Origin of the sequence: Corynebacterium sp. TAE3-ERU30 (genome assembly GCF_019209925.1) — a bacterium.
In the GTDB taxonomy this organism is placed as follows: Bacteria; Actinomycetota; Actinomycetes; order Mycobacteriales; family Mycobacteriaceae; genus Corynebacterium; species Corynebacterium megadyptis.
The window spans coordinates 423,547-445,822 of sequence record NZ_JAHUTO010000002.1 but is presented as its reverse complement, the minus strand read 5'-3'; the positions used below and the strand labels follow the sequence as shown (position 1 = coordinate 445,822).

Sequence of the window (22,276 nt, the reverse complement as noted above, 5' to 3'; positions counted from 1 at the left end):
GGGCTGCTGGCTGGGCTGCTGGCTGAGCTGCTGGCTGGGCTGCTGGCTGAGCTGCTGGCTGGGCGCAGCGACGACGCTGCCCTGCCTAAAAAAAACTCGTGCGCAGCTATTGACTATCGAACATCTATGCGAGAACATAGTTCTAAGGGGAAAAGTTTAGGATAGAAATAGCGTGCAGGGGGAATAATGTTTGCGCAGCTAAAAGAAGATCAATTACCCGCAGAGATCCGTACTATCTACAGCTCCCATCCGCTATGGGGTGCAGTGTTCGAACGCATTAACAATACAGACTGTCGCTATAGTCACGAGCTGGCGACACTACCGTATAGCGCCCTCGAGGTGAATCGTCGTCGCATCGAGCTGATCGATTATCTCGCGGAGAAGGCAGGGGAGGGCGATGCGGTGGAATATACCGCGGCGCGCTTCGCTGGACCTTTAGGGTGTACCGAGAATTTTGTGGTGACGCTCCTGGAGCTCTCCCAGCTTTTCCGGGACTTCCCGCTGCTCGCGGCGGTGTTGCGCCTGAGGCCGATTTTCAATGACTCGCACCTGCTTGCTCTCGCCTCGGCATTGGTGGGGATTGCGCCGGAGAAAAGAGTGGACTTTGAGCTGAATTTCCTGCTCGAGGTACTGCCGCGGCGCAATAATCAGCAGCTCAAAGGGCGCTACTGGTTGCGCCGGCGCATCAACGACATCCTGGTGCGGGTGGATCCGCTCGGGGTGGATTCCAGTGGGGAGAAAGATCCGCGCCGAACAACGCAGGAATCAGTGAGCTTTTGGGACAATCCCGAAGGCGAGACCGGCTATATCGACATCGAGCTGAAGAATCATCGCTACCACCAAGTGATGGGGACGATCGCCCAAGTGGCCGCGCAGCGGGGGATCTCGCAGACGGATGCGCTCGTGGAGCTGATGACGCAGAACACCAACACCAAGGTGGTCTTTCATGTCTACGCCAACTGGTATGAGAAGCAGGCGTGGACTCCTGAGCAGGGGTGGCTATCGGAGTACGCCACAGACGAGCTGCTCAAGCAGGTGACCGCGCTCCAGTTGCTCTCTGATTCGGAGGTGGGTTCCTATCAGCCCACGGAGTCGCAGCGGCACGAGGTGATCGCCCGCTATGGCTGCTGCAACTTCCCTGGGTGTACCACGGCGGCATCGAAATGCCAGATGGACCACCTCCAGGAATATAACCGAGGTGGCCCGACGGCGACGTGGAATCTGCATCCACTGTGCACCAAGCATCACCGGCTCAAGACGCTTGGGGAGTACACCGTCGAGATGGATCCGCAGGGCAACACTATCTGGCGCTCTAAGGACGGGGAGGACGCTACCTCCGTGCCGGAGGGTGTGATCAAGGATATGCGCCGACTGACGCTGGAGGAGCGGATGCGCCACAAGCACCAGGTGCGGCTCGAGAAGAATGAGGCGATCTACGGCAGCGAGGTGCACCCCGAGGCGGACGAGCCCGCCCCGTTCTAGTGCTTAAGGGGCGGAGTGGCGCGGGGCGCACTCTGCGCAGAAGCCGAAGACCTCGGCGGTATGGGCAGTGAGCTTGAAACCATGAGCCTGGGCGGCCTGCTGGGCCCATTCCTCCACGGGGCCACCCTCGATTTCCTCGGTCTTGCCGCAGTCGGTGCAGACCAGGTGGTGGTGATGGCCTTCCGTGTCGCAATGGCGGTAGCGCGTCTCCCCGGAAGCCATGTTCAGCACGTCCACGGCCTCAATATCAGCCAAGGACTGCAGGGTGCGGTAGACGGTGGTCAGGCCCACTCGGTAATTACGGCGGGTGAGCTCCTCGTGGATCGTTTTCGCAGAAGCGAAAGCGTCCAGGTCGCGGAGAACATTCACCACGGCTGCACGCTGCCTCGTGCTACGCACGCCAAGTTTGGGGATGGTCGGGTCGTTACGGGTAGCCATCGAACTGACTCCTTCGAGTTACAGGGGAACAATCACTCGGCGGGGCTGTTATCGCCGAGACGGGGATCATCAGGCATTAGTGTAAGCCCCACGATGGGGCCGACACAGTATTGTCATCTGTTTCCTTTAAGGTTTATCGAAATTGAAATGAAAACGGTTACATCAGGGAAGGGACGTCTCTCGGGCGAGGAGATGACAGCGGCTGTGGCCCCTAGCGATAGTATGGTTGAGACTTACATGTGTAGACGCTAAAAGAGGAGCTTCCTGTGGCACAGCAATCTGTTGTCGATTCCGTGGTCAATCTCTGCAAACGCCGAGGTCTGGTGTATCCATGCGGTGAGATCTACGGCGGCACCCGCTCGGCCTGGGACTACGGCCCGCTGGGTGTGGAACTGAAGGAAAACATCAAGAAGCAGTGGTGGCGCACCTTCGTTCAGGGCCGCGCCGATGTGGTGGGCCTGGACTCCTCGATCATCCTGCCGCGCCAGGTGTGGGAGGCCTCCGGCCACGTCGAGACCTTCACCGACCCGCTGGTGGAGTCCCTGCACACGCACAAGCGCTACCGCGCCGACCACTTGCTCGAGGCCTATGAGGCGAAGCACGGCCACCCGCCGGCGAATGGCCTCGCCGATGTCAAGGATCCCGAGACCGGCCAGGACGGCAAGTGGACCGAACCGCAGCTCTTCTCGGGCCTGATGAAGACCTACCTCGGCCCCGTCGATAACGAGCAGGGCCTGCACTACATGCGCCCCGAAACCGCCCAGGGTATCTTCATCAACTTCAAAAACGTGATGACGACCGCCCGCCTCAAGCCGCCCTTCGGTATCGGCCAGGTGGGTAAGGCCTTCCGTAACGAGATCACCCCAGGCAACTTCATCTTCCGTACCCGCGAGTTTGAGCAGATGGAGATCGAGTACTTCGTCAAGCCGGAAGAAGCACCGGAGAAGTTCGACGAGTGGGTCGATGCCTGCTGGAACTGGTTTATCGATCTGGGCATCAACCCCGAGAACATCCGCCAATTCGATGTGCCGCAGGACGAGCGCGCCCACTACTCCGATCGCACCATCGATTTCGAGTACAAATTTGACTTCAGCGGCAACCCCTGGGGCGAACTCATGGGCGTGGCCAACCGCACCGATTTCGATCTCTCCAGCCACATCACCGCCTCCGGCGAGGACCTGTCCTACTTCGACCAGGCGAGCGGCGATCGCTATGTGCCCTACGTGATCGAGCCCTCCTTCGGCCTCACCCGCGCCCTCATGGCCTTCCTCTGTGATGCCTACACCGAGGACGAGGCCCCGAATGCCAAGGGTGGCGTCGATAAGCGCACCGTGCTGAAGCTCGATCCGCGCCTGTCTCCGATCAAGGTGGCTGTGCTGCCCCTGTCCAAGAAGGAAACGCTCACCCCGACCGCCGAAAAGGTGGCGGATGAGCTGCGTAAGTACTGGACCATCGACTATGACGTCTCCGGTGCCATTGGCCGCCGCTACCGTCGTCACGACGAGATCGGCACCCCCTTCTGCGTCACCGTGGACTTCGACACGCTCGAGGACAACGCAGTTACCGTGCGTGAGCGCGACACCATGGAGCAGGAGCGCGTCTCCATCGACCAGCTGCAGGGCTATCTGGCCCAGCGCCTCATTGGCTGCTAAGGAGTAGGGCACATGGAGAATCTGCAATGGTCGCGCCGTGAAAAGGGCGAGTCCGGCACCGTCATGAAGCTGCGTCAAGGCGCGGATGTGGTGGCCGTGGACGTGATTACCCAAGAGGGCGTATCCGGTCGCATGAGCGTGGGCGGCAGCGAGCCGTGGCGCCTCCATGTGGCCCCCGATGACGGCGCCTCTGCCACCACCCCGGACGGCCGCGTCTACAGCGCGAAGCCCGAAGAGGCTGGCACCAAGTTCACCAAGGCCAAGGCATTCACCGTGGACGCCAATGGCCGGGCCATGCGTGTGGTCAATGAATCCTCCAATAACTGGGTGGTGGAAGATCACGACGGCACCAAGCTGGGCCAATTCACTGGCTTCAACTCGGGAGTTCGCGACGTCGAGCTGGATCTGAGCGATCTTCCCTCCGATGATCTGCTCAGCCAGGAGGAAGCCGTGTTCCTCGCCTGGCTGGCGCGCATCGCATTGGAGAACCGTCTCGAGTCGCGTTCCACCATCATCATCGCCACCTTGGTGTTGCTCACCATCTTGGCGCTGGCCGTGTTCCTGCTTTAAGCACCGATAGAAAGGGCGCACGATCATGGTTGAGCAGCGAGTCTCCACCACCCCCGGGCAATCGCCGTGGGTGTGGGTATGGGATGAAAACGAGCTGCTCGACCGCGATGATCTCCTCATCGCCCACGTGCGCTCCGATGTGATCTACGTGGACGGCCAGCGCCTCCTCGTGGAATACACCCCCGGCACCACCTCCTTCAGCTTCCGCGCCACCGCCGCGGACGGGGAGATGATGTGCGTGCGCCAATCAGGCTTTACCATTACCTCTCTCGAGGCCGAATGCGGCGACCGGCGCTACAAGCTGGATCGCTGCTCGGTCTGGCGCAAAGAACGCGCCATCACCACCGCCGATGGCGCCATTGCGGCCTTCACCCGGCCGCGGGTGTCCGGCCGCGTCGAGATAGAAAACGGCCCGGCCCATGCAGAGATTCCGCTTATCGACGCCGTCGTGCTGACATGGGCCTGCGTGGTGGTGGATTCGCCGATCAGGCGGCCGCGCTACTAGAAACGGCCGCCACCACCGAAGGAGCCTCCGCCGCCCCCGCCGCCGAAGGAACCACCGCCGCCGCTGAAGCCGCCGCCACCGCCGCCACTGAGCAGGCTGTTGATCACCATGCCAGCCACAAAGGCACCCGAGGTGCTGCCCGAGGAGCGGTGCCGATCGTTGTACTTGGAAATCTCGTCTTCTGCCGCGCGATAGGCGCGATCAGCGGCGCGATGCGCCTCCACAGCGGTATCGGCCGCGCCCCGCAGATTCGTGCCGCGCAGCTGCTGCGCCCGCGAGCGCAGCTGGATGGCCTCGGCCAGCAGGGTGCGTGGCCGCGCCCCAATGACTCGGCCACGGGTGGCCACCAGATCCTCGGTGGACTGAATGAGACGATCCGCAGACGCTAAGGTGCTGTCGAGACGCCGCAGCAGTTCCTCACCGACGCGCGAGGTGGTGCGCAGGGTCTCGAGCAGCAGGTCGAGCTCGCCATCGGCCTCGGTGAGGGTGGCGTGGCTGGCCAAGGGATCGGCCTCGCCCTGCTCCTGTGCCTGGGCTACCGCCTGTTCGGCCTGCTGGGTGACTGAGCTGACACGCTGCTCATCTACCCGCACGCCGGTGCTGCGGCTGCGCCGCATGAGATCCTCGGTCTCGCGCAGCTCTGCACGGACCTCCTCGATCAGCCCCGGCAGGGCGGCACGCGCGCCGGCGATATTCGTCTCGGCGTGCTCCACGCCAGCCAGCAGCTGATCGGCCTGGTCCACGAGCTTTTCGGTGCCGGTGATCAAATCCACCACATCGGACTGCTCGCCCGCCGGCAGCTGGGCGCGGTCGCGGGCGGTATCGAGGGTGGACTCGGCTTCGGAGAGGTGCTTCTCCGCCATCTCCACATTGTCGGTGATCGACCCCAAGGTGCTGGCGCTATAGCGGGAACGCAGCTGCTCCAGCTGCTCCTCGGCGCGCGGCAGCCGAGTGCGCAAATCCACGATGCGCTGGGTGAGCCGATCCAGATTCTCTGGGGCGTTGAGCAAGACATTGCGCATCCGCGCGAAGTCCTCGGAGCGGGCGTCGAGAATATCATCGGCGCTCGCGCAGGAGGTCACGATCCGCACCAGCCCATCGCGCCGCTCGCCGCGGAAATTCCCCGCATCGAGGGCGCTCTTGATGGCAAAAGCCTCGTGCAGGGTGCGCTGCGAGGACTCGAGAGCTTGGGTGAATTGGCGGGTGCGGATCTCACCGAACTCGGCCTTCGCCAGACGCAGCTCCTCGTGGGCGCGGCGAATGGACTCATCGGTCGAGACCAGCTCTTCCTCCGCCAGCTCGGCCAGCACCTCGGTATCGAGGCTACGGAAGCTATCCACATCATCGGAGCGGAACTGCCGAGCCTGTTCGATCTGCTGGCGTTGCTCCTGCTTACGCCGCCGCTTCGAGGCGTACCACAGCCCGCCGCCGGCGCCCACCACGGCAACGGCACCGCCGCCGAGCCAGCCAATCTCCTCGCCGCTCAAAGAACCGGAGGAGGCATAAGTATCAGCCATTGTCTGCGCCCCCGCAGCCCAGTTACTGTCTCCCAGGGCGGGCAGGCCGGCATTAACAATGTCTTTGAGCTCCGACTCCGACCACTCGGAACCAGCGTGGTAGCCATAGGCGCGCGAGGACACATCCACCGAGATGATCGCCACGTTATCGCCGGACATCTGCTGGAACCACTGCTCGGCCCGCTCGGTGCCGGTGCCTTGATAATCAGACTCGAAAATCAGATAAAGCAGCCGCCCATGATCCTGAAAGCCCTGGCGTAGTGAGTCGCTAATCGCCGTAGCCTCCGCGGAGGAGAACACCCCCGCAAAATCACCCACATAATTGTCTCTCAACTGTTGATAATCCGCGGAGGACACCATGGTCACTGGCGGTGCTTCCGCATGGGCGCTGGGACCAGCGGCAAGCAGGCCGATAGCGCCGGCAGCAATCATGGTGGCGGACAGGGGACCAACTATGCGCGTGCTCATACGTGCCAGAGTAGTGCACTCTGCACCGTGCTAGTCTCGGCACCACTATGACCACGTCCCCAACAGCGCTCGTGCTGGGAACCTCCCAGTACGATGGCGTGCCCTCCCAGGTCTTCGCCGCGCGCCTCGACGCCGCCCACCGGCTCTATCAGGACCACACCGTGCAGAGGATCGTGATCGTCGGCGGGAAATTACCCGGGGATCGCTTCAGCGAAGCCGAAGCGGGAGCGAACTATCTTGCGGAGCGCGGGGTGCCGCGCCGCGACCTCGTCGAGGTGCCGGAAGGCCACGATACGCGCAGCTCCTTGGAAGCGGTGGGGGCAAGCGTCGATAAGCGAACACCGCTGATCGTGGTGACGGATCAAACTCATCTGCTGCGGGCGCGGTGGGTGGCGCGTCGGGAAGGATATGCCGCCACCGGGCATGGGGTGCGGGCGAGGCTGCGCGTCTATGGGCTGCTGCATGAGGCCGGTGGGCTGGCGGTGCTGGTGGTGGAGACCGTGGCCGGTCGGCGCTGGGCGCGGCGTGTCGAGCGGTGTTTTCGCACGCTTGGCTCATTTTATCGGCCAAGTCTGCGGGCCCGAATGAAGCAACTCTACTAGCGTCACTAGGGTGAACGTCTACTCCGCCAGCGATTATGAACGCCGCCTGAGCGAAGCGGCCAAAAGCGCGCAGCTCCCTGGGGCCGCACCCGACGAGCGCAGCGACTTCTCCCGCGACCGGGCGCGCGTCCTCCACTCGGCGGCACTGCGACGACTCGCGGACAAAACCCAAGTGGTGGGGCCCCGCGATGGCGACACCCCGCGCACCCGGCTCACGCACTCCCTCGAGGTGGCGCAGATTGCGCGCGGAATCGGCAGCGGCCTCGGGCTGGACCCCGACCTCTGCGAACTTGCTGGGCTCTGCCACGACATCGGCCACCCGCCCTATGGGCACAATGGGGAAGTGGCGCTCAACACCGTCGCCCAGGACGCCGGCGGCTTCGAAGGCAATGCCCAAACCCTGCGGATCATCACCCGCCTCGAACCGAAGGTGCTCGACGCCGCCGGGAATAGCTATGGGCTGAACCTATCGCGCGCCGCCATCGACGCCTCCTGCAAATACCCCTGGACCGCCAGCGAAGGACGCCGCAAATACGGTGCCTACGATGAGGATCGCGAGATTCTCCGCTGGGCGCGCGCCGGGGTGAGCGGGCAGAAAAAATGCATGGAAGCCCAGGTGATGGATTTCTCCGATGACGTCGCCTATTCCGTGCACGATGTGGAGGACGGCATCCTCTCCGGCCGCATCCGTCTCGGCGTGCTCTGGGACCTGGTGGAACTCGCCGCCCTCGCCCAGCAAGGCGCCCACGCCTTTGGCGGCAGCCCCGAGGAGCTTATCGACGCCGCCGACCGGCTACGTCAGCTCTCCTGTGTGGCCCAAGCCGCCGACTTCGATGGCTCCCTGCGCGCCCTCACCGGATTAAAAGCCATGACCTCGCAGCTGGTCGGCCGCTATGTCGGTGCCGCCATTAGCGCCACCCTTAACGCCCACGACGGGGCGCCCCTGGGCCGGCATCACGGAGAGTTGGTGGTCTCCGCCGAGGTGGCCGCCGAGGTGCGCATGCTCAAAACCATCGCCGTGTTGTACGTGATGGAAGAAGACCAGCACCAGCGCCGCCAAACCCGGCAGCGCAACCTCATCTACCGGGTGTACGACTACCTGCATCTCAGCGCGCCCGGCTCACTCGACCCGATGTTCGCCGCCTGGTACACCCAGGCCGAGAACGAGCAGCAGCGCCAGCGGGTGCTGGTGGATCAGATCGCATCCATGACAGAATCCCGGCTCGAACGCACCGCCCGCAACGCCGCCGATATCTCCGTGTTCTACTGCTAGGTATTCTTCCCTTCGAGGGAGACCAAGGGCCCGCCCGAGCGATCCCCGCGGATCCGCTTGAGCACGTTCTCCGCCGAGATCAAACACATCGGCACACCCACCCCGGGCACCGTGGTGGCACCCGCATAGTAGAGGCCGCGGAGAGCGGAGGAGGCATTAGCGCCGCGCAGAAAAGCCGACTGGCGCAGCGTGTGGGCAGGGCCGATCGCGCCGCCGCACCAGGCATGATAGCGATCCGAGAAATCCGTTGGGCCAATCGTGCGCAGCACCTCCACCCGGGAACGCAGCGCCGGCTCGCCGATGGCGGCCCCCAACTGCTCCAGCGCGGAGTCCGCAATCGCCTGCACCGCCGCGCTGGGGGAGTGCCCATAGGCGTCGCCGTGGCCGAGGCTGATATCCGCGGGCACCGGAACCAGCAGGAAAAGATTCTCCTTACCCGCCGGGGCGACGCTCGGGTCCGTGGCCGAGGGACGGCACACATACATTGACTGCGACGCACCCAAGGGACGATCCGGGTGAGGGCCGGAAAAGACCGCATCGAAATCCGGGGTCCAGTCACGCGAGAAGAACAGATTGTGGTGCTCGAGCTGCTCCAGCGGGCCATCCACCCCGGCCAGCACGAGCACCGTGCCGATGCCGGGATCGCGCCGGGCGAAGGAACGCTCCGAGTAGCTGCGCAGGCGCTCGGGCACCAGCGTGGTTTCGGTGTGGTGGAGATCCGCGCCGGAGACCACCACGTCCGCGGTGAGCGTGGCGGCCGCGCCCTGGGCGTCGAGGACGCGCACCCCTGTGGCCCGCTTCCCCTCATGGGTGATGGCGGTGACACGGGTAGAGAGATGAAAGCGCACCCCCGCGTCGCGGGCGAGGCGGTAGAGGGCGTCGATCACGGCCGCGAAACCACCCATGGGATAGCGCACCCCTTGGGTGAGGTCGGTGTGGCTCATCAGGTGATACATCGCCGGGGTGCGTTCGGGGCGGGAGCTGAGAAACACGGCCGGGTAGCTGAGAATGTGGTGCAGCCGCGGATCACTAAAACGCCGCCGCACATGCTTATCCAGCGAGGTGCTGAGCAAGTAGCTGAGGGTACCGAGTCGTCGCAGCACGCTGGAATCGAGCAGCGGCCCCGGCGAGGAGAAGGTGGTGTAGAGGAAACGCTGCATGGCGATGTCATAGGCGTCCTCGGCCTGATCCAAGTAGGTCTCCAACGCCGCGCCGGCCCCCGGCTCGAGGGACTCAAAGAGCTCCACAGCGGCGTCTCGGCCGAAGGGCACATCGAGCGGCTCATAGGGGTCGATAAACACCCGATAACCAGGATCGAGCAGCCGCAGATCCAGCTGCTCGGCAGTCGAGGTACCCATGAGCTTGAAGAAGTGGTCGAAGGCATCCGGCATGAGATACCAGGAGGGGCCGGTATCCCAGCGATAGCCGTCCTCCACGAGCAGCCCAGCACGGCCGCCCACCTCGGCATTCTTCTCCACCACATCCACCTGCACGCCGCTGCGGGCTAAGAGCGCGGCGGTGGCCAGTCCGGCGACGCCGGCGCCAATCACGAGGGCACTAGTGGGATACATGGGGGCCTTTCCGGTGGAGTGCACCTTGGGCGAGGGAGCGGGCAATGATGCCCGCCTTGCGGGCGGGGCTCAGACGCAGCCGCTGCCGATAGAGCTGCTCGGCGGGGGCCTGCTCCAGCTCATCGCTGAGGGCGGCGAAAAGATTAGTGGCCGAGCGCACCGCCAGCGCCGAGGAGGTGGGCAGCAGCGGGATCGATGCATAGGAGACCTGCAGGTCCGCGCGGATCTCGGCGATGAGCGCGGCCTTGGATTCCTCCGTTAGCTCGCCCAGATAGGCGCGGCCGAGACTAGCGCTGTCCTCGGAGAGATCCCGCAGGAAGTTGATTTTTTGAAAGGCCGCGCCGAGACTGCGGGCGCCGCGCTCCATCGTGTCCCGATCCGCAGCCGGCACCTCCCGGCCGGCGAGGAAGATCTGCACACACATCAGACCGATCACCTCAGCCGAGCCATAAATATAGCGAGCGAGGCTCTCCGGGGTGTGCTCGCTGCGGTCCAGATCTTGGCGCATGGAGGCGAAGAAGGCGGCCATGTGCTCGCGCTGGAAATCGCAGCGGCGGGCGGTTGCAGCATAGGCGTGCAGCACCGGGTCGGTATGAAAACCGCGCTCGGGGGCAGCCAGCACCGCCGCCTCATAGCGATCCAGCTCGGCACGGATCTCGACGGGGCTCATGCCCGCCACCGTGGCGGTGCCATCGACGATCTCATCGGCGATGCGCACCACCGCATAGAGGTTATGGATATCGCGGCGCACGGCCGGGGCGAGCAGCTGGCTGCTCAAGCCGAAGCTAGTGGAATAGGAGCGGATGACCTGGCTGGCGGCCGCATCGGCGCAGTCTTGGAAGCGCCGCAAATAATCGGGATGGGAGACACTCATACTCAGCGGCACACCACCGTCACCGCGGCGGCGCGGGCCACCGTCTCGATCGGATTCACCTCGGCCGCACTCAGCCGCACCCCACGCAGCAGCAGGTGAGTGACTGGGTGCTCCTTGAACGCATCATGCAGCCCGTCGAGGTTGCTGGCCCGCTGATGCGGCTGGGCGCTGAGCGCATCAGAGATCAGCACAATCAGCTCGCCGCGACTGCGTGCGCGCCGACAATCCACTGCCACTAGCTGCATGCCTAAACTCCCGTCATCCTGCAGAAACTCTCATAATGATCGGCCGTGTAGTACCACACATCGGGTGCGTCGCCGCCGGTGACGATGCGCCGCGGCCCGCGATGATTGAGCCCTGGGGTCTCCACCGTGTACTCGCGGTAGTAGTCCTGGGCGCGCTGCGGCAGCAGCTGCTCGTAGTTACCGAAGTGGGTGCCGTCGTTCTCGGGGTAGTCGAAAGGGCCGCCGGCCTCGATGCGTTCCACTACCTCCGCGGCCTCCGGCGGCAGGGTATCGAGCGCGCAGGTATCGCCGCTGGCGCTGCTGGCGCTGCTGGCGCTGCTATCGGTGGACGGCTCCGAGCCATCGAGCCCGATATAGGCGCCGAGACCGGCGAGGAGGACGGCGCCGACGGACAGCGCCACTCGACGCAGGGAGCCGCGTGGCCCCGAAGAACGTTCATCAGCCATAAACACGTAGTGTATTAGCCTCCGTTGATAGAGATCAGCAGCGGTGGCATGATTCGTGTCTCAGCCGCACGCTAATGTAGGGGCCATGGGTAAAGGACGTATCCCTGAGCGGGACATTCAAGCGATCAGAGAGGCCACGCCGATCGACGAGATCGTTGGCGACTATGTGCAGCTCAAGCCCGCTGGTGTGGACTCGCTGAAGGGGCTATCGCCCTTCAAGGATGAGAAAACACCTTCCTTCCACGTACGCCCAGCCCGCGGCTATTTTCATTGCTTCTCCTCCGGTGAGGGCGGCGATGTCTTCTCCTTCCTCATGAAGATGGAGCACCTCAGCTTCCCCGAGGCCGTGGAGGCCTGCGCGGAGAAAATTGGCTACCAGATTTCCTATGAGGGCGGGGGACCGGGCCGGCGGGAAGATGTGGGCACGCGGCAGCGGCTGATCTTGGTGAATAAGATCGCCCACGAGTTCTACCAAGAGCAGCTGGGCTCCGCCGAGGCGCAGACCGCCCGCGATTTTCTCACCGAGCGCGGCTTCAGCTCCGAGCACGCCCGCGAGTTCGGCTGCGGCTATGCGCCGGCGGGCTGGGACACCCTGACCAAGCATCTGCTGCGCAAGGGCTTCGACGTCACCGAGATTGAGGCGGCGGGTCTGGGCAAGATGGGCCGCCGCGGCCCGATCGATCGCTTCCACCGCCGCCTGCTGTGGCCGATCAAGAACCTGGCCGGGGATGTGATCGGCTTCGGTGCCCGCAAGCTTTTCGACGATGACAAGCTGGGCAAGTACATGAACACCCCCGATACCCTGCTGTATAAGAAGTCCAAGGTGCTCTTCGGGCTGGACATGGCCAAAAAGCATATCGCCTCCTCCCACCAGGCGGTGGTGGTGGAGGGCTACACGGACGTGATGGCCATGCATGCCGCCGGCATCCAGACCGCCGTGGCGGCCTGCGGCACCGCCTTCGGCGAGGAGCACCTGCAGATGCTGCGCCGGCTCATGCTGGACGATTCCTACTTCCGCGGCGAGCTGATTTATACCTTCGATGGCGATGAGGCAGGGCAGAAGGCCGCGATGCGCGCCTTCGATGGCGATCAGCAATTCACCGGCCAGTCCTATGTCTCGGTGGCGCCGGAGGGCCTGGACCCCTGCGATCTGCGCCTAGAGAAGGGCGATGCCGCAGTCCGCGAGCTCGTGGCCAGCCGCGAGCCCATGTTCGAGTTCGTGGTGCGCTCGATCATCGAGGATTATGACTTGGACTCCGTCGAAGGGCGCTTGCAGGCGCTCAGGCGCACGATCCCCGTCATCGCCGATATTCACGACCACACCCTGCGGGATGAGTACGCCCGGCAGCTTGCCGGCTGGCTGGGTTGGCGCGATATCGACGAGGTGGTGCGCCGGGTGCGGGAACAGGCGCGGGCCCCACGCCCGCAGCAGCAGTCGAAGCGGCGTCCACAAGCGGCCCCGCAGGAGGAGCCACGGGTGCCGCGGCCGGATCCGCGCGATAGCCGTCTCTGGCCGGAGCGGGAGGCGATTAAATTGGCGCTGCAGCACCCCGAGATCGCGGTGCCCTATATGCGGGCCTTTGATGATTCCACCTTCACGCATCCCTCGTATGTGGCGGTGAAACAGGCCGTGGATAAGGTCCTACAGGCGGACGGTGACCACGAGGGCGTGGACTGGCTCGCAGCGGTGGCCGGGGAAATTCCGGATATTCACGGCCGCGGCCTAGTTTCTGAACTGGCCGTGGAAACCATCCGCGTGGATGCCGCCCATCTGGTGCGCTACGCGGACTCGGTGTATTCACGGCTGCAGGAGGTGCGCGTGGGGCAGATCATCGCGCAGCTCAAAGGGCAGTTGGAAAGAATGAACCCCACGAAAGACGAAAAGGCCTATGACAGCCTCTTCGCGGATGTGGTGGCGCTGGAACAACAGCGCCGCCAGTTGCTGGAGCGGGCGAACCGCTACTAGTCCTCGTCCGGCTCCAGCACGGACTGGTTATCAGAGCGCAGGTTCTTCACCTCGCGCATCCGCGGCTGCGGATCGAGCTTATTGGCGATGGCCTTGCGCGTCGCGTTGACCGCCGCCTTCGAGGCGGGGGAGTTCACCGCCGCCTGATAGGCGTTTTTGATCTGGGAATAACGTTTACGGCCTGCTTTCGTGCCGAAGACATAACCGGCGGCAGCGCCGACAACGAACTGAATCATTCCTGTCCTTTCCTATACACAACGTGTATCGAACCACTGTAGCAAGAGGCGGTCAGGACAGTCGGGTCGCGCTAGCTCTGGTCTTGGTCCAGGGTGGCGGGGTCCGGCAGCCAGCGGGGCACCACCTTGCCGCTGTCATTACGCGGCAGATCATCCACCCAGAAGATGTACTCCGGCACATTGTGCTCGGCCAGGGCGACGCGCACCTTCTCGCGCAGCTCGTCCTTCGTGAGCGCCGTGGCAGAGTCCGACTTGACCACCCAGGCCTCGAGGTGGGCGATCACATCGTCCTGCTTGCCCGAGACGTACACATCGGCGACCTCATCGAGCGCCCCGAGATACTCCTCGACCTCGCGGGGGAAGACATTCTCGCCGCCCTTGATCACCATGTCATCGGCGCGGCCTTCCAAGTGCAGGAAGCCGTCCTCGTCCAGGTAGCCCAGGTCGCCGGTGGCCAGCAGGCCATCGTGGGTAGAGGGGGTGTACTTATCGGAGAGGAAGCCCACCATGGTCATGGAGTTAGCCGAGTAGATCTCGCCCAGCTCGCCGACGCCGGCCTCGGAGCCGTCCTCTTTGAAGATCTTCAGCACGGTGCCCAGGTTGGGGCGGCCGGCATTGGAGGAATCAGCCAGCATCTGCTCGGAGGTCGAAATCGAGATCTGGGAGTGCTCGGTGGAGCCATAGAGGCTGTAGAGCACTGGGCCGAAGGCATCCACGAGCTCCTCCACCAGATAGGCGGGCACAGCATTGCCGGAGTTCGCGATGAACTCGAAGGGGCCGATCTTAGCGCCGGTCTTCTTCGCCTCGGCCACGAAGCCGCGCAGGAATACGGCGGAGGAGATGATGGCGTTGACCTTGTAGCGCTCGCAATCGGCCACGGCCTCGACCGGGTCGTAGTGGCGGCGCAGGATCTGGGTGCTGCCGGTGATGAGTGCGGCCAGCAGGTTGCCATAGCCCCAGGCGTGGAAGATTGAGGCGGTGGCCTGGATGGTCATGTTCATGCGCCACGGGATCACGCGCGTCACGCCGGCCAGGGCCTTCGGGGTGAGCGGGATAGGCATGACGACGCCCTTGGGGATGCCGCGGGTGCCGGAGGACATAATCACCGTATTCTGCGGCTTCGGGCGCTTCGGCAGCGTGAAGCTCTGGGCGGGAGTGGAGGTCAGCTCCGCGATCGTGGGGCTGCTGGAAATGTCCACCTGCTCCTCGCCCTCGGCGGCCACCGCACCCTCGACCACATAGTGCGGCACATCTGGGTTGGCGTAGGCCACTTCGGCGTATTCGGCGTCCACAATGAACACGTCCGCGCCATAGGCGTTGAAGATATTGGTGATCTGGGTGGTCGACGATGCCGGATTGACGATCATCGGCTGCGCACCGATATAGCCGGCGGCGGCGAGCGGCAGGATGATGCCGCGGGAGTTGCGGGCCTGGATGGCGATCATGTCGCCCTCCTTCACCCCGTTGAGGGCGAGGTTAATGGCCATGTTCCGGGCCTGCTCGCGCAGCTCGGCGAAGGTGAGCTCGCCGAAGTCATCGATGATGGCGGTGCGATCGCCAAATTCGACGGTGGACTGTTCCACGAGCGAGGTAATGCTGAGTCCCCAGCGGCCCACAGCCGTGAGCGTATCCTTCCAGCCGCTGAGCGAGCGATTGCGGAGTACGCCGGTCTTCTTCAGGGGCTTAATGCTGCGCACGAGCTGATCTGCATGGGTGGCTGCGCTCACGCGTGTGGGACGTTGGGACATCGTCTTTTCGGGCCTTTCCTCTGGGATACATGGCGCTGGGCTGAACGCCTCATCTAGGTGTATCGCTCTAAATAAGCGCAAGGTTACAAAATGATAAAAAGCTATTGCTCACCTACACTTTAGGGATCCGTGGGGCAAAACCAAGACAGGGCCGCCTAAGAATCCAGCGAGCAGGCTATATATGCAGCACCCCCACGGCCAGCGGGTGTGGCCAGTGGGGGTGATGTTGCGCTTGTGAAAGGAGTGTAGTGGTGGGGCCGCCGGGGCTCGAACCCGGGACCAGCGGATTATGAGTCCGCGGCTCTAACCGACTGAGCTACAGCCCCACGCGCCATCGAGTGCAAAGCCTGAGGCGCGAGGGTCATTATAGCCCGTCGTTCTGCTGTGGTGATAGTTGCTCTTCTTAAGCCTCAAAAATTGGAATAAGCAGCGAGTTTGCTTGTGATTGTAGGGGCGGGCTATAGTTATTTCTCGTTGCCAGCGAGGTCCGCTACAGGACTTAGTTGAAAACACAATCCCCCATAGCTCAACGGCAGAGCATTCGACTGTTAATCGAAGGGTTGTTGGTTCGAATCCAACTGGGGGAGCTTTTTCATGTCTGGGGTAAGGAAAAAGTATCGATGACTGCTGTAGTTTCCCCCTCTATTCTCACTCTCTGGGCCGTGCTGGATCTTATCGGCGTGGTACTCAATGGAGTCATCGGCGGCACGATCGCCCGCCAGCGTGGTTTCGACGTGGTGGGCTTTTTCTTTCTCGCCGTATTCTCAGCTCTCGGCGGCGGCATGCTGCGCGATGTCCTCATCCAAGAAGGCGCCCCCGTAGCCATTACTAATCCCATTTATCTGCCCATGGCCGGCGTCGGGGCGCTCATTGCCTTTGTGCTTGATCTGCACGCGCGGTGGTGGACGATGTTTCGGGTGCATGCCGACGCCATCATCTTGGGCGTCTGGGCCGTGACCGGCACCTCGAAGGCCTTGGCTTTTGACCTGCCGGTCGCCTCGGCCGTGTTCCTCGGGCTCATCACTGCCGTGGGCGGTGGCATGATCCGCGATGTCTTTGCCGGCAATCCGCCCGCCGTCTTTGGCGGGCAGCCCCTCTATGCCGTGCCGGCGCTCGTGGCCTCGGCCGTGCTCGTGGTCTTTGATTCTTATGGCCTCTCGGGCATTGGCATGGTGGTGGCCGGTCTCACCGGCGCGCTCATGGCCATCTTTGCCTTCTGGATGGGGTGGGTGCTGCCACAAAATTCCACCCTGAGTGCCCGCAAGGTATGGATGCGCACGCGCACTCTCGCCAACCCCCGCCGGGTGCGCGGTTCCATGGCAGCGCGGGCTCGCCAGACCTGGAATACCTACATGAAAAAGAAATAGACTAAGCTGTCTTAATTGTCTGAACGGGTCGGTTCGGTTTAGGATGTGGGACTTGGCGCAGCACGGTGCTGCGCCGGCCCCGAGTGGGCGTCGACAAGCATCAACGAGAAAGACAGCGACTATGACTGCCACATCCTCGCCGAGCTGGAAAAAGTTCACCAGCTTCGGCGCACAAGTTATTTACGGCCTCATCATTGGCCTCATTCTGGGATTCTTCGCCCGCCGTATGGGCGACGACTCGTGGCTGACGGAGGTTGTGAGCTCCGTCGGCTCGACCTATGTGAGCCTGCTGAAGCTCCTTATTCCGCCACTCGTGGTTACCGCCGTGATCACCTCGGTGGCTAATCTGCGGGAAGTGACCAATGCCGCCCGGCTGGCGGGGCAGACCATCATCTGGTTCGCCATCACGGCCTTGGTGTCGGTGGTGGCCGGTCTGATTATCGGCACCGTCCTGCGCCCGGGCGCCAATAGCAGCGTGGATGCCGCCAGTGCCGCGGAGCCGGACAGCGTGGGCTCCTGGCTCGGCTTTATCTCCTCGCTCGTGCCGGACAATATGCTCGGCTTGAGTGTGCGCGTCAGTGAGGGGGCGGACGGGTTCAGCGCCACCCCGAACTTCAACGTGCTGCAGCTGCTGCTGCTCTCCATCGCCTTCGGTATCGCCGCGGTGCAGGTGGGCAAGAAGGCCGAGCCCGTGATTGAGTTCTCCCGCTCCCTGCTGGAGCTGGTGCAAAAGGTGCTGTGGTGGATTATCCGCTTGGCGCCGATTGGCTCCGCCGCGCTCATCGCCCGCGCCGTGGCCACCTATGGGTGGGATACCATCGGCTCGCTTGGCGCCTTCGTTCTCGCCATCTACCTCGGCCTCGCCGTGGTGATCGGCGTGATCTACCCGAGCGTTCTCGCCCTCAACGGTTTGAGCGTGCGCACCTTCTTCCGCAAGGTGTGGCCGGTGACCTCCCTCGGCTTTGTGACCCGCTCCTCCATGGGCGTGATGCCCGTGACTGAGCGCACCACCGAGCAGGCCCTCGGTGTGCCCCGCAGCTACACCAGCTTCGCGGTGCCGCTCGGCGCCACCACCAAGATGGACGGCTGCGCCGCGATCTACCCGGCCATCGCTGCGCTCTTTGTGGCGCAGTTCTATGGCATCGACCTCGGCGTGAAGGAATATCTGCTCATCGTCTTCGTGTCCGTGATCGGCTCGGCAGCGACCGCCGGCACTACCGGCGCTACCGTGATGCTCACCCTCACCCTCTCCACGCTGGGGCTGCCGCTGGCCGGTGTCGGCCTGCTGCTCGCCGTGGATCCGATCCTGGATATGGGCCGTACCGCCGTGAACGTCACCGGCCAGGCGCTGGTGCCCACCGTGGTGGCCAAGCGCGAGGGCATCCTCGATGAGCACACCTACGACAATGAGCAGGTCTCGACCTATGAGGAGGAGCGCAGCCACGCGGACGTGACGTCCTAGCTTCTCAAGAAGGCCAAGCGCTACCCGCCAAGGTATTACGATGGCGGGTATGCAGCTTCTGGAGGAGATCACGCAGTGGCCCGTGGACAATGTCGCCGGCGCCCTGGTCCAACTCGATCGCGAGACCGGCGCCGCCACCCTCACCGAGACTGTCGGTGACACGAAAAAGGTGGTGCCGCTGGCCAGCGTGAGTAAGCTCCTCTCCGCCTATGCTTTCCTCATTGCCGTGGAGGAAGGCGTCTTTGACCTCGATACTCCGGCACCCGCACCCGCCCCCGCAGGCTCGACTGTGCGCCATCTTCTGGCGCATGCCTCGGGGGTGGGTTTTCATGAGGGCGATCGCATGCGCGGGGTAGAAGAGCGCCGGATCTACTCTTCCTATGGGTTTGAATTGCTCGCCGAGTTCCTTGAGCAGGAGTCGGGGATCAGCTTTCCCGAGTATTTCCACGAGGCCCTGTGCGAGCCTTTGGGCATGGCCACCACGGTGCTCAAGGGCTCACCCGGGCACGGCATCGAATCGAGTGTGTCGGATGTGGCCAAGTTTGCCCAGGAGCTGCTCGTGCCCTCCCTGCTCTCGCAGCAGATGAGCCGCGAGCTCGCCACCGTGCAGTATCCGGAACTCATCGGCATTGTGCCCGGCTATGGCATGCAGAAGCCCTGCCCGTGGGGTCTCGGCTTCGAGATCAAAGGGCAGAAGGATCCGCACTGGACGGGGGCGTCCATGCCGCCGGAAACCATCGGCCACTTTGGCGTCAGTGGCACCTATATGTGGTTCGTTCCGGAGACCCGCACCGCGCTCGTCGTGCTCACCGACCGCGACTTCGGCGAGTGGGCCAAGCCACTGTGGTCCGAGTTCAATGACGGGGTGTGGCGCCGGCTGCAGCAGCGGAGTTAAGAGCGGCCTCAGAGAGCGCTGTGAACCTCAAGTACCACTTGAGAAAAAGGGGGTATCAACTGGTGGTTGAGGGTTGCTGGGGTGCTCTCTTTTTCAGCACTATTGCTTCTAGACGCGCGGCCACGTGCCGCGCCACCATGAGAGGTCGTTGGGGAAGACGTACCTCGTCTTAGGGCACCCGCACCGCGGGGTTGCCCATTGCTTATCGACGCCACCTGCTCGCCAGCGCCACCGTGCTGCACGGCGAGCTGGGTCCCGCAGAGAAGAAACGAGCCAGCACCATGACCTTCCCCGCTACCTGCCATCACTTCGCCCACCGCGCCGCGCTGCGGCCAGCCCTGCGGGCGCTTCCTAGCCCCCGGGTGGATGATATTCAGATCGCCGTCGTGGATATCGCGGGGCTGCCTCGCTCCCGGCGCATGGCCGTGGAGGAACTGTTTTATACTCACCTGCGCTCGGAGCCGGCGGTGCCGGCCAGCGCCACCGTGGACTATGAGGCGAATTGGTGCACCCAGTGGCAGAGTGACCCGCGTAGCCGCACTGTCAGCTGCTCTCAGTTACTCAGCGGCACGGCCACAGAATTAGACACGCTCGCGACTGCCCTGACTGAGCTCGGCGAGAGCCTCAGTGCACAGGTCAGCACGAGCGTGCGGATTGTCTCGGCCTAGTTCTTCTTCTTAGAGCCCTTCTTCTTGTCGGAGCTGGCGGTGGAGGACTTCTTGGCGCCATCGGTGTAGAAGCCGTCCTCGAAGGGATCCAGGGTGTGACCCACCAGATCGGCGACCGAATCCACCACCTTGGTGGGGCGGTAGGGGAACTTGGTGATCGAGAGATCATCGGAAATACCGGAGCGCACCAGGACGGTGCGCATACCGGCCTCGAGGCCGCACTTGACGTCGGTATCCATGCGATCGCCGATCATCACGGTGGACTCGGAGTGCACACCGAGCTCATTCAAGGCGCTGCGCATCATCACCGGGTTGGGCTTGCCCACAAAGTAGGGCTTTTGGTCGGTGGCGGAGGTGATCAGCGCGGCAACGGCGCCGGTGGCCGGCAAAATTCCCTCGGGGGAGGGGCCGGTGACATCGGGGTTGGTGCAGATGAACTTGGCGCCATCGCGAATCAGGCGGATGGCGCGGGTGATCGCCTCGAAGGAGTAGGTGCGGGTTTCACCCAGGATCACATACTCCGGCTCCTTGTCGGAGATGATCCAGCCGGCCTCGTGCATGGCCGTGGTCAGCCCGGATTCACCCACCACGAAGGCGGTGGTTTCGCCCACCTGGCTGGAGAGGAACCGGGCGGTGGACAGCGCCGAGGTCCAGATGCGCTCCTCGGGGATCTCCAGGCCGGTATTGCGCAGGCGGGCCGCGAGATCGCGGGGTGTGTGGATCGAGTTATTGGTGAGCACCATGTACTCGATCTCATTGGACTCGAGCTCGGCGATGAAGCTATCGGCACCGTCGATCATCTTGCCCTCTTGGATGAGGACACCGTCCATGTCGGTCAAAAAGGAAATATGAGCAGTCATAGCTCCTATTGTGCCCTGTTCTGCTTATCCACAGCGGCTATCACTTCGGCGGCGGTGCTGAAGGTGAAGGCGTCTTCGTCGCCTACCTGCAGGCCGGTGGCCTGTTCTACCCGCAGCGCCAGCTCCAGCAGCTCCAGTCGCGAGAACCCGAGATCCTCTCTGAAGTCGGCATCGACGTCCACGGCTTCCCGGTCCATGTCCTTCACCCGGGCGATGAGGCGGGTGATCTGGGTACGGGTATCGGAGGTGTCCTCGGGCTCCTCGCTCGCGGCCGGCTGCGCGCCCAAGGCGCGGGCAAGCTGTTCTCCTAGTTGGCTCATGATTCTTAGCTTAACGGTGCGACTAGGATGGACACTTATGGATCTCGTTCCCCGCCGCTTTGAACAGCTCACCCAAGCCATGGTGTGGCGGCTCACCCCCAGCGGGCGAAAGAAGCTCCGCGAGAGCCGTTATCGCCACGCCTCAGACCAGCACGCCCCCGGGCTGACCAACCCCACCGCCACGGGCACCGTCGATGTCGATGACATCGCAGTGCAGTACTATCAGCTCGGCTGTGAGCAGGACCCCGACGCCACCGTCGTGTTCGTCCACGGCTTCACCCTCACCGCCGACTCCTTCTTCCTGCAGATCGATCACCTGCGCGAGCGCTATCCGCGGATACGCAGCCTCGCCGTGGACCTGCGCGGGCACGGCGAGACGGGGGAAGTGGATCCTCGGCTGTGCACCATCTCCGGCGCCGCCGATGATGTCTATGCCGCCATCAGCGCCCGCACCGAGGACGAGCCGCTCATCCTTGTCGGGCACTCCCTCGGCGGCTTCGTCGTGTTCAATATGCTGCGCCGCTATCACGAGCACCTCGCCGGGCGGATCAAGGGACTCGTGCTCGTCGATACCGCCATCGATTCCTTCTCCGCCCAGGGCGTGCCGCAGGTGCTGGCCTCGCCGATCGCGGATATGGCCTATAACGCCGTCGAGGCCGCGCCCGAGGTGGTGCAAAAATATCGTGACTCCATGAGCGAGCTGCTCGGCCCGGCGCTGGCGACCTCTGTATTCAAGGCGCACGACATCGAATACCCCATCGTGGAGTTCCATGCGGAAATGATTCGCCATACCCCCTTGGCCACGCTGGTGGGCTTCTTCGACGATCTCCAGGAACACGAAGAGCTCGCCGCCGCCCAGTACCTGCGGGGGATTCCCGGCTTCATTCTGGTGGGCAAAAAGGACATCTTTACCCCAGTCAGCCAGTCCGAGCGGATCCACGAGGTATGGCCCTATGCCACGTTGAAGATCGTGGCCGATACCGGCCACATGCTGCCGCTGGAGCAGCCGGAGCTGCTCAGCGCCTGCATCGATGAGTTGATCGAGGCTCTCGACTAGTTTTCTCCGGAACACACAGCAACGCCCCCATGCCGCGTGAGCGGCATGGGGGCG

22 protein-coding genes and 2 tRNA genes are annotated in these 22,276 nt (G+C 63.6%); 13 read left to right on the top strand and 11 right to left on the bottom strand.

From position 1 onward, the window contains the following. Positions 1–339 precede the first annotated feature (339 nt). Positions 340–1,482, top strand: a complete 1,143-nt coding sequence (locus tag KR227_RS04980) for an HNH endonuclease signature motif containing protein (RefSeq protein WP_218364091.1) — start codon at positions 340–342, stop codon at positions 1,480–1,482. Between the two features lie 3 nt (positions 1,483–1,485). Here the strand turns inward: KR227_RS04980 and KR227_RS04975 are convergent, their stop codons facing one another. After that, positions 1,486–1,920 (bottom strand): Fur family transcriptional regulator, encoded by a 435-nt coding sequence (locus KR227_RS04975; RefSeq protein WP_151549269.1) that lies wholly within the window; start codon positions 1,918–1,920, stop codon positions 1,486–1,488. 266 nt (positions 1,921–2,186) lie between these two features. Between KR227_RS04975 and KR227_RS04970 the strand changes: the two genes are divergently transcribed. From KR227_RS04970 to KR227_RS04960, 3 genes are read left to right on the top strand one after another with little or no spacing between them, the layout of a single operon-like run. Continuing rightward, complete coding sequence (locus KR227_RS04970; RefSeq protein WP_151529172.1) at positions 2,187–3,572, top strand: glycine--tRNA ligase; 1,386 nt, start codon at positions 2,187–2,189, stop codon at positions 3,570–3,572. A gap of 12 nt (positions 3,573–3,584) precedes the next feature. Next, the gene (locus KR227_RS04965; protein ID WP_218364089.1) at positions 3,585–4,142 is read left to right on the top strand and encodes a hypothetical protein; all 558 of its coding nucleotides are present in this window, start codon (positions 3,585–3,587) and stop codon (positions 4,140–4,142) included. 25 nt (positions 4,143–4,167) lie between these two features. Continuing rightward, a complete protein-coding gene (locus KR227_RS04960) occupies positions 4,168–4,647 on the top strand; it encodes a hypothetical protein (protein ID WP_218364087.1) in 480 nt (159 codons plus the stop codon). On the opposite strand, the gene KR227_RS04955 is transcribed toward KR227_RS04960, so the two are convergent. Continuing rightward, positions 4,644–6,632, bottom strand: a complete 1,989-nt coding sequence (locus KR227_RS04955) for a TPM domain-containing protein (protein ID WP_218364086.1) — start codon at positions 6,630–6,632, stop codon at positions 4,644–4,646. The two genes, KR227_RS04960 and KR227_RS04955, sit on opposite strands and share 4 nt — an antisense overlap. A 47-nt stretch (positions 6,633–6,679) precedes the next feature. On the opposite strand from KR227_RS04955, the gene KR227_RS04950 reads away from it, so the two are divergent. Beyond that, on the top strand, positions 6,680–7,234 hold the full coding sequence (locus tag KR227_RS04950; RefSeq protein WP_218364085.1) for a YdcF family protein: 555 nt from the start codon (positions 6,680–6,682) through the stop codon (positions 7,232–7,234). Between the two features lie 10 nt (positions 7,235–7,244). Next, positions 7,245–8,507: a deoxyguanosinetriphosphate triphosphohydrolase gene (locus KR227_RS04945; RefSeq protein ID WP_218364084.1), complete on the top strand. Its 1,263-nt coding sequence runs from the start codon at positions 7,245–7,247 to the stop codon at positions 8,505–8,507. On the opposite strand, the gene crtI is transcribed toward KR227_RS04945, so the two are convergent. Genes crtI through KR227_RS04925 form a run of 4 tightly spaced genes read right to left on the bottom strand, consistent with a single transcriptional unit; the run spans position 8,504 to position 11,643 of the window. Further along, entirely contained in the window at positions 8,504–10,078 is a 1,575-nt protein-coding gene (crtI, locus tag KR227_RS04940; RefSeq protein ID WP_218364368.1) for a phytoene desaturase family protein, read from the bottom strand. The two genes, KR227_RS04945 and crtI, sit on opposite strands and share 4 nt — an antisense overlap. Beyond that, the gene (locus tag KR227_RS04935; RefSeq protein ID WP_218364083.1) at positions 10,065–10,952 is read right to left on the bottom strand and encodes a phytoene/squalene synthase family protein; all 888 of its coding nucleotides are present in this window, start codon (positions 10,950–10,952) and stop codon (positions 10,065–10,067) included. Before KR227_RS04935 ends, crtI begins: the two co-directional genes overlap by 14 nt. 2 nt (positions 10,953–10,954) lie before the next feature. After that, complete coding sequence (locus KR227_RS04930; RefSeq protein WP_218364082.1) at positions 10,955–11,197, bottom strand: hypothetical protein; 243 nt, start codon at positions 11,195–11,197, stop codon at positions 10,955–10,957. A gap of 2 nt (positions 11,198–11,199) precedes the next feature. Next, a complete protein-coding gene (locus tag KR227_RS04925) occupies positions 11,200–11,643 on the bottom strand; it encodes a ribonuclease domain-containing protein (RefSeq protein ID WP_218364081.1) in 444 nt (147 codons plus the stop codon). An 85-nt stretch (positions 11,644–11,728) separates the two neighbouring features. On the opposite strand from KR227_RS04925, the gene dnaG reads away from it, so the two are divergent. Next, positions 11,729–13,609 (top strand): DNA primase, encoded by a 1,881-nt coding sequence (gene dnaG, locus KR227_RS04920; protein WP_218364080.1) that lies wholly within the window; start codon positions 11,729–11,731, stop codon positions 13,607–13,609. Here dnaG and KR227_RS04915 read toward each other — a convergent pair. The 3 genes from KR227_RS04915 to KR227_RS04905 all read right to left on the bottom strand — a co-directional run bounded on the left by KR227_RS04915 (position 13,606) and on the right by KR227_RS04905 (position 15,919). Continuing rightward, positions 13,606–13,845, bottom strand: a complete 240-nt coding sequence (locus KR227_RS04915; protein ID WP_218364078.1) for a hypothetical protein — start codon at positions 13,843–13,845, stop codon at positions 13,606–13,608. The two genes, dnaG and KR227_RS04915, sit on opposite strands and share 4 nt — an antisense overlap. Positions 13,846–13,916: 71 nt before the next feature. Then, positions 13,917–15,593, bottom strand: a complete 1,677-nt coding sequence (locus tag KR227_RS04910; RefSeq protein ID WP_218364076.1) for an AMP-binding protein — start codon at positions 15,591–15,593, stop codon at positions 13,917–13,919. A 249-nt stretch (positions 15,594–15,842) separates the two neighbouring features. Further along, positions 15,843–15,919 (bottom strand) — tRNA-Ile (locus KR227_RS04905). A 189-nt stretch (positions 15,920–16,108) separates the two neighbouring features. Between KR227_RS04905 and KR227_RS04900 the strand changes: the two genes are divergently transcribed. The 5 genes from KR227_RS04900 to KR227_RS04880 all read left to right on the top strand — a co-directional run bounded on the left by KR227_RS04900 (position 16,109) and on the right by KR227_RS04880 (position 19,985). Then, positions 16,109–16,180 (top strand) — tRNA-Asn (locus KR227_RS04900). Between the two features lie 33 nt (positions 16,181–16,213). Then, a complete protein-coding gene (locus KR227_RS04895) occupies positions 16,214–16,960 on the top strand; it encodes a trimeric intracellular cation channel family protein (protein ID WP_218364074.1) in 747 nt (248 codons plus the stop codon). Positions 16,961–17,081: 121 nt separating this feature from the next. Next, positions 17,082–18,422: a dicarboxylate/amino acid:cation symporter gene (locus KR227_RS04890; protein ID WP_218364072.1), complete on the top strand. Its 1,341-nt coding sequence runs from the start codon at positions 17,082–17,084 to the stop codon at positions 18,420–18,422. A gap of 49 nt (positions 18,423–18,471) precedes the next feature. Continuing rightward, a complete protein-coding gene (locus KR227_RS04885) occupies positions 18,472–19,317 on the top strand; it encodes a serine hydrolase (RefSeq protein WP_218364070.1) in 846 nt (281 codons plus the stop codon). Positions 19,318–19,508: 191 nt separating this feature from the next. Next, positions 19,509–19,985: a hypothetical protein gene (locus KR227_RS04880; RefSeq protein WP_218364068.1), complete on the top strand. Its 477-nt coding sequence runs from the start codon at positions 19,509–19,511 to the stop codon at positions 19,983–19,985. Here KR227_RS04880 and KR227_RS04875 read toward each other — a convergent pair. Together KR227_RS04875 and KR227_RS04870 are read right to left on the bottom strand one after the other, a co-directional pair. Continuing rightward, positions 19,982–20,845: an HAD-IIA family hydrolase gene (locus KR227_RS04875; RefSeq protein ID WP_218364066.1), complete on the bottom strand. Its 864-nt coding sequence runs from the start codon at positions 20,843–20,845 to the stop codon at positions 19,982–19,984. The genes KR227_RS04880 and KR227_RS04875 overlap by 4 nt on opposite strands. A 5-nt stretch (positions 20,846–20,850) precedes the next feature. Beyond that, positions 20,851–21,165 carry an acyl carrier protein gene (locus tag KR227_RS04870; RefSeq protein ID WP_218364064.1) on the bottom strand — a complete coding sequence of 105 codons (315 nt, stop codon included), beginning with the start codon at positions 21,163–21,165 and terminating at the stop codon, positions 20,851–20,853. Between the two features lie 37 nt (positions 21,166–21,202). On the opposite strand from KR227_RS04870, the gene KR227_RS04865 reads away from it, so the two are divergent. Further along, the gene (locus KR227_RS04865) at positions 21,203–22,222 is read left to right on the top strand and encodes an alpha/beta fold hydrolase (RefSeq protein WP_218364062.1); all 1,020 of its coding nucleotides are present in this window, start codon (positions 21,203–21,205) and stop codon (positions 22,220–22,222) included. Positions 22,223–22,276: the final 54 nt, after the last annotated feature.